Raw genomic sequence first — 8383 nt, 5'->3', positions numbered from 1 at the left:
GGCAGGCGACCGGCGGGCTGGCGGCGGGGCTCGACGACCTGCCGCTGTTCGCCGCAGCACTGGCGCAGGTGCCCGAGGCAAAGGATGCATTGCGCGAGGCGCTGGCGGGTGTCGATGTCGACGCGCTCAGCCCACGCGAGGCGCTCGAGACGCTGTATCGGCTGAAGGGTTTGCTGGGGGCGTAGATACCACCACATCATCCCGTATGTCCCGGCGGTCCCGCCTGGGTCACCCCCGTCCGCTCAGCCTGAGCCCGTCGAAGGCCCCGCGCAACCATTTGCCCAACCCGTCATGCTGAACGTGTTTCAGCATCCATCGTGCCCCAAAAGCCAAAGCCGCGAGACGAGAAATGGACCCTGAATCGAGTTCAGGGTGACGGGGATTGCATCTCGCCAGCGTCAGCGCGTGGCTTTCTACTTGTCTCAGGCTGAGCGGCTGTGGTCGTGCCGAAGCCGGCATCACACCGTGATCAGCAACCCCGCGAGCGCCGCGCTCATCAGGTTGGCGAGGCTGCCGGAAGCGAGCGCCTTCAGACCCAGCCGCGCGATCATCGGGCGCTGACTTGGCGCCAGGCCGCCGGTCACCGCCATCTGAATCGCGATCGACGAAAAATTTGCGAAGCCGCACAGCGCGAAGGTGATGATCGCCACCGAGCGCGCCGACAGGCCGATGTCCGCCGCGCCAAGATCGATGAACGCGACAAATTCGTTGAGCACGATCTTGGTGCCGAACAGCCCGCCCGCGCGCAGCGCTTCGTCCCACGGCACGCCGATCAAGTACATGATCGGCGCGAACACATAGCCGACGATGCCCTGGAACGACAGATCGGTGACGCCGAACCAGCCGCCGATGCCGCCGAGCAGGCCGTTGGCCATCGCCACCAGCGCCACGAATGCCAGCACCATCGCGCCCACCGCCACCGCGAGCTTCACCCCGGTTTGCGCGCCCATCGCGGCGGCCATGATGACATTGGCGGGGCGTTCTTCCTCATATTCCACATCAAGCGGCATGACCGCCTCGGGGCTGGCATCGGCGGGATCGTCGGGCATGATTATCTTGGCCATCAGGATGCCGCCGGGCGCGGACATGAAGGCGGCGGCGAGCAGAAAATCGATGCGGATGCCCATCGCGGCATAGGCGGCCAGAATCGTGCCCGCGACGCCCGCCATGCCGACGCTCATCACCGTGAACAGCTGCGCGGGCTTCAGCGCGGCCAGATAGGGCCGGATAACGAGCGGCGATTCGCTTTGCCCGACAAAGATATTTGCCGCCGCGCACAGGCTTTCGACCTTGGAAATGCCGATCAGCTTCTGGATCGCGCCGCCCACCCACTGGATGATGCGCTGCATGATGCCGAGGTAATAGAGGATCGAGACGAGCGCCGAGAAGAAGATGATCACCGGCAGCGCGGCGATGGCAAAGCTGTTGCCGCCAATCTCGGGGCTGGCCAGCGGCCCGAATATGAAATTGGTGCCCGCCTGCGCATAGCCCAGCAGGTTGGAAACCCCGCCTGCCATCGTCTGGATCGCGGTCTTGCCGAACGGCACATACAGCACCAGCACCGCGATGCCCGCCTGCAGCGCAAACGCCGCGCCGACGACGCGCAGCCGGATCGCTCGGCGGTTGTTGGACAGCAGCAACGCGAGCCCAAGAATGAGCGCGATGCCTGCCAGCCCCAGCGCGATGCGTGTCATGCGTTCAATGCGTCCCCGTGTGCCGCGCCCGATCGCGGTCTTGCCTTACTCTGCCTAGCCAGATTGGCGATCAGGGGGAAGCGGAAAGGGGGGTGGACTCAGACGGTGACCACCGGGGCCTCTGCCGCCCCAACGCGCCGCGTTGCCAGCCAGCAGCCGCAGACGATCAGACCTGCGCCGACCAGCGTCGCCCAGCCCGGGGTCTCGCCAAAAGCAAACCAGCCAAACAGCGCCGCCCACAGCAGCATGCTGTATTCCAGCGGCACCAGAGCCTGCGCCTCGGCCCGCGCATAGGCCCATGACAGCAGCAGCAGCGAGATGATCGACAGCACGGCGGCAACCGCGATCAGCAGCCACACCGTGCCCGCGTCGATGCTGCCAGTCCCCGGCATGGCTCCCGCCAACGGTAGCGCCAGCGCCATCCAGAAACACACGATCAGGTTTTGCGACAGCGCGATTTCCTGCGGGCTTGCGATCTGCGCCTGCTGGCGCTGCAGCACCAGGTTCCAGGCATAAAGCACTGCCGATCCGGTGATCGCCAGAATGCCGGGAAGCGACGCGGTGCTGGCGCCGCTATCGCCCCCGCCGAACAGGCCCAGCCTGCTCCCTGCGATCACCAGCACTCCGGCCAGCCCGAGCAGCGAGGCGTAGATCGCATTGCGGCCAATCGTCTCGCCCAGCAGGATCGCCGCCAGAAACAGCGCGATGATCGGCGCGATGAAGCTGATCGCAATCGCTTCAGCCATCGGGGTGCGCGCCAGCCCCCAGAAAAACAGCAACGCCATCGCCGCGACCACGCTGCCGCGCAGCAGGTGCAGGCGAATGAGCGCGTGACCGGGCAGCGGCCCGCGCCGCGCAGCATAAAGCACGATCGCGATCACCGATCCGATGGCGCACCGCCAAAACAACGCCGCAACCACGCCGATGTCGATTGTCACCGCCTTCATCGCGGTGTCCATCGCGCCGAAGAAGAACATGCCGCCCAGACAGGCGAGCACGGGCAGCATCAGCAGCGCAGGTCTTGGCGGAAGGGGAGCAGCGGTACTGGCCATGGCGGCCCGCTATCGGGTGAGGCGGTGCGGTTGTCCAGCGCGGGCTTACCCCGGCGCGTTCATTGCGTCTATCGCCGCGCGCGTGGCGTCGCGATAGGCCGTGCCGTCGTGCCGATGCGCGCCGACGAAATGCATGAACCGGCAATCGGCACGCCAGGCCTCGCCCCAGTAATTGCCATAACGCGCATAGGGCAGCAGCAGCGGATCGGCATCATTGGCGATAAGGAAGCTCGAGGTCACCTGTTCCGAACCCCATTGGTGCATCGCCTCGCTGCCGAGCAGCCCGGCCATATCGCGCGCGAACTGGCCTGCAAGCGCGCGTCCGCCGGACCCCCGTGCAAAGCCGGTGAAGCCCGAGCACCCGCGAATATAGCGCAGCCGGTCCGCGTCGGTGATCTGCGCCAGCGCCCGCTCCATATGCGTCTGAATGTGATCGCGCGCGCTTTCGGGCAGCACGTCGGGCGGGCGAAACGCCGTGCAGGTCAGCGCGCCGATATCCCATTGCGGGCCGCCAAGCAGCGTGAAGCTGCGGTTTGCGGCAATCGCATCGACGACTTCGGGCAGCGGGCCGAGTGTCACCGTGTCGCTATCGAGCTGGATCATGTAATCATCGGCGCGCCAGTCGAGGATGGTCAACAGCCGTTCCCATGTGCCGCCTTTGGGGAAGCTGCCGGTATCCACGTCGGCAATCTCAATGATCTCAGGCGCGCCGCAATGTTCGGTCAGCAAGGCCCGGTCGGTCTGCGTCAGCGTGCCATCGGAAAGGATCATGATGCGCCCGCGCCGCAACGCGTGCCACAGCGATTTCACCGCGACCAGATAGGGCAGCAGCACCGCAGTGCCGATCATCGAAAAGATCACCAGCCCATCGTGCGCCGTCACAATCGGCGGCGCATTGAGCACCGGACGGCACACCGCATCGTGGCGGCGCTGATTGAACCGGGAACGCAGACGAAAGGGCAGAATGTCAAATGGCATAGTTAGTGTTATGCCCGACGGGGGTTAACCGCTGGAAAATACACGACAGGACGTCGGGCAAAGTCAGCGGCCCTGTGCCTCTTCGGGCAGCACCACGAACGACCATGCGCTGTCAACTTTCAGATATTTTTGCGCCAGCGCCTGCATGCGTTCGGGCGAGGTCACGGTATAGTCGGTGAGGATCGAGCGGATCGCGGCGATCTTGCGCGGGTCGCGCGTCGCACCCTGCATCTGGTTGAGCCAGAAGCTGTTGCCGGTGCTCGCGCGCGAGACCAGCTGGCGCAACGGCTCGGTGGCGCGGGCAAGTTCGTCGGGGGTCACCGGCGTCGCCGCCAGGTCACGCGCGATGGCGTTGGCGATCCGATAGAACACCTCGACCTTGTCGGGGGACAGCTGACCGATGGCGCCGATATAGCCGCCCCTGGCAAACGCCGAGGGCCAGTTGTTCAGCGCCTGTGGGGCATAGCTTGCCCCTGCTTCTGCGCGCAATTGATCGAACAGTCGGCTGTTGAAGATCGCGGTGAGGATTTCGAGCTGACGGCTCTCCTTGATGTCTTCCATGCCGCCACCGGTTGGCCAGCCGATGAACGCAGCGGCCTGATCCGCCGCGCCATTGTGGCGCACGACAACGGGTTCGCGATTGGGCGCGGGGAAAGACAGCGTCTGAGGCCCGCCGACCACCGGCACCGCCTGCCGTGGCGGCAGCGCGCCGAAGGTCTTTTCAAGCGCCGCGATCGCCGCTGCGCGGTCAAAATCGCCGAACAGCAGCACTCCGATAGGCCCCTGTGCCAACATCGGCTCCCAGGTGGCGCGGAACGCTTCGGGGGTGAGCAGCGCAGTGTCTTGCGGCGCGGGCACCTTCCAGCGCGGGTCTTGGTTGCGGGTGAGATATTGCAGATCGCGCTCGAGCACGGTCTGGGGTGAGACCGAATAGCTGGGGTACGCAAGCTCTGCCCCTGCGCGCGCGCGGCGCACTGGCGCATCATCCCAGCGCGGCGCGGCGAGCTTGGCCGCAAACAGCTTGAGCTGATCGGCAAGATCGGCGCGGCGGGTGTCGGCGCTGAATGCAAAGGCGTCGTTTTCGATATCGAAGCCAAAACCGATGCGGCGGCCCGTGGTCAGCCGGTCAAGGCCTTCCTGCCCGATCTCGCCGATGCCGCTGGCAACCAAGGCCGCGCGGCCCGACCAAGCCAGCCCCGGCTGATTGGCGGGAAATGCCTGATAGCCATTGCCGAAGCGCACCTTGACCATGATCTTGGAAACCTCGGCATCATTGGCATAGAGGATCGCACGGACGCCGTTCGACAGCTCCACCATCTCCATGCCAAGCAGCTTGAGATCGATGACACTGGCGACCGTGCCCGGCATGCCGATGACCGGTAGGTCGTCAAAGCTCACCGCATTGGCGGCCAGCCGGGCGGTGCCATCGGCTGTTGCGTCGGTCGCCAGAGCTGTCGCGAGCAGCTGCTCGCCCTGCTCCACCGGCTCGGGTGACACCAGCACCGCGCGTGTTGTAACGCCGGCAAACAGCCGGTTGGTGGCCTCCAGCAGCCGTTCGGGCGTGTAGAGATTGCGCATTTCACGAAACACATCGAGAGCGGTCTGCGCGGTGGCGACGGTCTCACGGATATCGACGGCATTGACGATATCGTCGGCCTGTTTGGCTCCCGCCTCGGTGTCCGCGCTTTCGACGCGCACTGCGAGCGCCGCATCAAACTCGGCGAGCTCGCGCGCAATCTCTTCCTCGCTCGCTGCAGAACTGGTGGCATCGGCGATCACGCCGCGCACATCGGCGAGCGCGGCCTGCCAGTCGGCGCCAAGCGGCACGACGCTGACAAAAGTGCCGTCGACCGACCGGCTGACGTCATCGCGGCTGACCTGCGCCTGCAGATAGCTGCCGCCGCCCCGGGCGCGGCCTTCCAGCCGCCGGTTGATCATCTGGGTCGCGACCAGATCGATCAGGATTTGCTGGTTATAGGCAATCGTATCATTGACCGGGCGCCACGGCCGCAGGATCGCCATGCTGACCAGATAAGGAAAGCCCGGTTCGACCAGCGCCTTTGCCACCGGGCCATCGGGCGCGGGATCGCCAAAGCCCGGGTATGGCGCGGGTTTGCCCTTGCCCTTCCAGTCAGCATAGTAGGTTTCGATCAGCCGCTCCAAGGTGGCGGGGTCAACGTCGCCCGAAATCACGATCACAGTGTTCTCGGGCCGATACCAGCGTGCATGAAACGCGCGCACCGATGCCATGGTCGCTGCGTTCAGCGTTTCAGGTTTGCCGATGGGCGAGCGTTCCGCCAGCCTTTGGCCGGCAAAGAACAGCTGGCGGCTGGCATCGCCCACGCGCACCTGCGCGCCTGAACGTTCGCGCAACTCGGCGAGCACCACCGGCACCTCGGCGGTCACGGCCTCGCCGGTCAGGCTCGGTTCGCGGATCATGCCCGAGAGAATCTTCATGCTCTCATCAAGCCCGGCGGGCGTCGCGCCGGGCAGGTCGAGCTTGTAGACTGTGTGCGTCGGCGTGGTTTCAGCGTTGCTGTCGCTGCCGAACGTCGCGCCCTGCCGCTGCCAGATGCGGATCGCCTCGCCATCGGGCACATATTTTGATCCGCGAAAGGTCAGATGCTCGAGCAGATGGGCAAAGCCCTGTTCGCTGTCGGTTTCCATCATCGATCCGGCATCGATCCGCACCCGGATCGAAACCTGCCCCGGCGGCACACCGTTGCGGCGCACCGCATAGCGCACGCCGTTTTTCAGCTCACCAAAGGTCCATGCCTTGTCGACCGGCACGTTGCTGCCGCGATACAGCCAGGGTGTCGGCTCGTCGGGCGAGAGATTGGGCGGGCGCAGCGGCTGGCCGTTCTCATCCTTGCCGCTTGCCACCGGCTCACCGGGCAATTGCGCCAGCAGCGGAGCGGTGAAGGTCAGGGACAGCGCCGCAGCAGCGAGCGCGATAACGCGCCCGGGGCGCAGCATGGATACGATCATACCTCAAGCTATACGCAGGGCTATTCTGACTGGCCAGTGAATATGGCAACTGCTCAGGACTGGCCGACATGCTGGCGTGGCGTTTCGACGACCGGGTCATAAAGAAAAACTGGCTTGCGGCGCGGGGCGCGCTCCCCCAAATAGCGAGTCATGCTGATTGAAACCGAAACCACCCCGAACCCCGCCACGCTCAAGTTCCTGCCCGGTCGCCCGGTCATGGACATGGGCACCCGCGATTTTGCCTCGCCCGAAGAGGCGGTCGCCTCGCCCTTGGCCGAGGCGCTGTTCACCCTGGGTGATGTAACCGGCGTATTCTTCGGCCATAATTTCATCTCGGTGACGGCAGGTCCCGGCACTGACTGGGCTGCGCTCAAGCCCGATATACTCTCGATCCTGCTCGATCATTTTTCCGCTGACATGCCGCTGTTCCGCGCCGCGTCAGCTGCGGGAATTTCGGTCCCGGCCGAGAGCGCCGACTGGCCGAGCAATCCCGAAGACGAAGACATCGTCGCGCAGATCAAAGAGCTGATCGACACCCGGGTGCGCCCGGCAGTGGCCAATGATGGCGGCGACATCCTGTATCGCGGCTTCGACAAGGGCGTGGTTTATCTGCAGATGCAGGGCGCATGCTCGGGCTGCCCGTCATCGAGCGCGACGCTCAAGCACGGCATCGAATCGTTGCTCAAGCATTATGTGCCCGAAGTCATCGAAGTGCGCGCCGCCTGACGCGATTGCGCTCCGCGCTGAACCGATACGAGGAATTAGCTTCTGATGACTGCACCGCTCGACGATGCCGCGCTGGATCAGCTTTTCCGCGCCGCGCGCACGTATAATGGCTACACCGACGCGCCGGTTGCTACCGGTCAGTTGCACGCGATCTGGGACCTTATGAAAATGGGGCCGACATCGGCCAATATGCTGCCCGCGCGGCTGGTCTGGTGCGTGTCCAATGAGGCCAAGGCGAAGCTGGCGGCCTGCTGCATGGAAGCCAATGCCGCAAAGATTCTCGCGGCGCCCGTCTCGGTGGTGATCGGCATGGACCTTGAATTTCACGAGCTTTTACCTGAACTGTTCCCGCACACCGATGCACGCAGCTGGTTTGCCGGTGACGACAAGGCCGAATTCCGCCGCATCTCGGCGCTGCGCAATTCATCGCTCCAGGGCGCCTATTTCATCCTCGCCGCACGAAGCTTGGGGCTGGACACTGGCCCGATGTCTGGATTTGATAATGCAGCAGTCGACAAAGCGTTCTTCGCAGACCAGCCCAATGTCACATCGAATTTCATTTCAACCCTGGGTTATGGCGATCCATCGTCGATATTCGGTCGTAGCCCACGTCCCGGTTTTGACCGGTTCAACACAATCCGCTAGCGCTTTGCGGGCATGAGCCCGACACCGCCCCTGAACGAGTACAGGTCGCCTGGCCGGATGCTGGTCATCGACGCCGCGACCGAAGCCTGTTCGGTTGCTCTGTTTGAGCGCGACGCGTTGATTGCGTCAGATCACGCGGTTCTGGGACGCGGCCATGCCGAACGGCTGATCCCGATGATCGCAGCACTGCCCGAACGCGGGCGCGCCGATACGATCCTGGTCAATTGCGGGCCGGGCAGCTTTACCGGCGTGCGGGTCGGGCTGGCAGCGGCGCGGGCGCTGGCGCTGGCCTGGGGTGCG

At 64.8% G+C, this 8383-nt stretch carries 8 protein-coding genes; 4 read left to right on the top strand and 4 right to left on the bottom strand.

Annotated elements, in window-relative coordinates; genetic code table 11:
* A partial coding sequence (locus tag ACEW8G_RS16060) for a hypothetical protein (RefSeq protein WP_373489402.1) occupies positions 1–185 on the top strand: 185 nt, incomplete at its 5' end.
* A gap of 273 nt (positions 186–458) precedes the next feature.
* On the opposite strand, the gene ACEW8G_RS16055 is transcribed toward ACEW8G_RS16060, so the two are convergent.
* The 4 genes from ACEW8G_RS16055 to ACEW8G_RS16040 all read right to left on the bottom strand — a co-directional run bounded on the left by ACEW8G_RS16055 (position 459) and on the right by ACEW8G_RS16040 (position 6712).
* Complete coding sequence (locus ACEW8G_RS16055) at positions 459–1694, bottom strand: NupC/NupG family nucleoside CNT transporter (protein WP_373489401.1); 1236 nt, start codon at positions 1692–1694, stop codon at positions 459–461.
* Between the two features lie 98 nt (positions 1695–1792).
* Positions 1793–2746, bottom strand: a complete 954-nt coding sequence (locus ACEW8G_RS16050; protein ID WP_373489400.1) for a DMT family transporter — start codon at positions 2744–2746, stop codon at positions 1793–1795.
* A gap of 45 nt (positions 2747–2791) precedes the next feature.
* The gene (locus tag ACEW8G_RS16045; RefSeq protein WP_373489399.1) at positions 2792–3724 is read right to left on the bottom strand and encodes a hypothetical protein; all 933 of its coding nucleotides are present in this window, start codon (positions 3722–3724) and stop codon (positions 2792–2794) included.
* A 63-nt stretch (positions 3725–3787) separates the two neighbouring features.
* Entirely contained in the window at positions 3788–6712 is a 2925-nt protein-coding gene (locus ACEW8G_RS16040) for a M16 family metallopeptidase (RefSeq protein ID WP_373489398.1), read from the bottom strand.
* Between the two features lie 150 nt (positions 6713–6862).
* Here ACEW8G_RS16040 and ACEW8G_RS16035 point away from each other — a divergent pair, with 150 nt between their 5' ends.
* The 3 genes from ACEW8G_RS16035 to tsaB form a co-directional block, all read left to right on the top strand.
* Positions 6863–7438 carry a NifU family protein gene (locus ACEW8G_RS16035; RefSeq protein WP_373489397.1) on the top strand — a complete coding sequence of 192 codons (576 nt, stop codon included), beginning with the start codon at positions 6863–6865 and terminating at the stop codon, positions 7436–7438.
* 45 nt (positions 7439–7483) lie between these two features.
* Positions 7484–8083 (top strand): malonic semialdehyde reductase, encoded by a 600-nt coding sequence (locus tag ACEW8G_RS16030; protein WP_373489396.1) that lies wholly within the window; start codon positions 7484–7486, stop codon positions 8081–8083.
* A gap of 57 nt (positions 8084–8140) precedes the next feature.
* Positions 8141–8383 (top strand): tRNA (adenosine(37)-N6)-threonylcarbamoyltransferase complex dimerization subunit type 1 TsaB (tsaB, locus tag ACEW8G_RS16025; RefSeq protein ID WP_373489395.1); only part of this gene is annotated, 243 nt, incomplete at its 3' end.

The sequence above is a fragment of the Blastomonas sp. genome (assembly GCF_041747255.1).
Lineage (GTDB): Bacteria > Pseudomonadota > Alphaproteobacteria > Sphingomonadales > Sphingomonadaceae > Blastomonas.
Note: the sequence above shows the minus strand (reverse complement) of the source record. Positions and strands in the feature narration are given on the sequence as shown.

Excerpts from the sequence above, each read along its gene's own strand:
- ACEW8G_RS16040 (WP_373489398.1), bottom strand. The coding sequence starts at position 6,712 with ATGATCGTATCCATGCTGCGCCCCGGGCGCGTTATCGCGCTCGCTGCT.
- ACEW8G_RS16045 (WP_373489399.1), bottom strand. The coding sequence starts at position 3,724 with ATGCCATTTGACATTCTGCCCTTTCGTCTGCGTTCCCGGTTCAATCAG.
- ACEW8G_RS16055 (WP_373489401.1), bottom strand. The coding sequence starts at position 1,694 with ATGACACGCATCGCGCTGGGGCTGGCAGGCATCGCGCTCATTCTTGGG.
- ACEW8G_RS16050 (WP_373489400.1), bottom strand. The coding sequence starts at position 2,746 with ATGGCCAGTACCGCTGCTCCCCTTCCGCCAAGACCTGCGCTGCTGATG.
- ACEW8G_RS16035 (WP_373489397.1), top strand. The coding sequence starts at position 6,863 with ATGCTGATTGAAACCGAAACCACCCCGAACCCCGCCACGCTCAAGTTC.
- ACEW8G_RS16030 (WP_373489396.1), top strand. The coding sequence starts at position 7,484 with ATGACTGCACCGCTCGACGATGCCGCGCTGGATCAGCTTTTCCGCGCC.